Origin of the sequence: Mesorhizobium sp. M7A.F.Ca.CA.002.04.1.1 (assembly GCF_004022805.1) — a bacterium.
Lineage (GTDB): Bacteria > Pseudomonadota > Alphaproteobacteria > Rhizobiales > Rhizobiaceae > Mesorhizobium > Mesorhizobium ciceri.
In genome coordinates this window covers 1-686 of record NZ_RZPL01001232.1, presented here as the reverse complement: position 1 = coordinate 686, position 686 = coordinate 1, and the positions used below count along the sequence as shown (strand labels likewise).

The window sequence follows — 686 nt, the reverse complement described above, 5'->3', positions numbered from 1 at the left end:
ATCCGGGCGCGGCCGGCGCTGGTGCCAGACCCGCTCCGCGAAAAAACTCTCGGGATAGTCATAGGCCTCGGCCTGGACGTCCTGGCAGAGCGACAGCGTCACCGGGCCGCATTCGGCCGGATCGGTCAGCACGGCCATGGCACGGCTCAGCGCAGGAATGATCTGCTCCGGCCGGGTGATGCGGTCGAAATAGCGCGAAACCGGACGGAAGCAGTCGTTGACCGTCGCCGTGCCGTCGGAAAAATCCTCGGCCTGCTGCAGCACCGGGTCGGGGATGCGGTTGGCGAAGACATCGCCTGGCAAAAACAGGACGGGCAACCTGTTTACATGGGCGAGCGCCGCCGCCGTCACCATGTTGAGCGCGCCGGGGCCGATCGAAGAGGTCGCGGCCATGAAGCGGCGGCGGAAATTGGCCTTGGCGTAGGCGATTGCCGCATGCGCCATCGCCTGTTCGTTGTGGGCGCGAAAGGTCGGCAGTTCGTCGCGCACCTGATAGAGCGCCTCGCCGATGCCGGCGACATTGCCGTGGCCGAAGATCGCCCAGACGCCGCCGAAGATCGGGACTTTGCTACCGTCGATCTCAGTCATCTGGCGCGACAGGAAGCGGGTCAGCGCCTGCGCCATCGTCAGGCGGATTGTCTTGCTCATGGTGTTTTCCTCCGCAGTCCTATTCCGCGCCTTCTTAT

Annotated in this window: 1 protein-coding gene; it reads right to left on the bottom strand. The window is 65.0% G+C overall.

Annotated elements, in window-relative coordinates; all coding sequences use genetic code 11:
* Window positions 1–648 (bottom strand): thiamine pyrophosphate-binding protein (locus ENZ75_RS33525; protein ID WP_245481368.1); only part of this gene is annotated, 648 nt, incomplete at its 3' end.
* Window positions 649–686 lie beyond the last annotated feature (38 nt).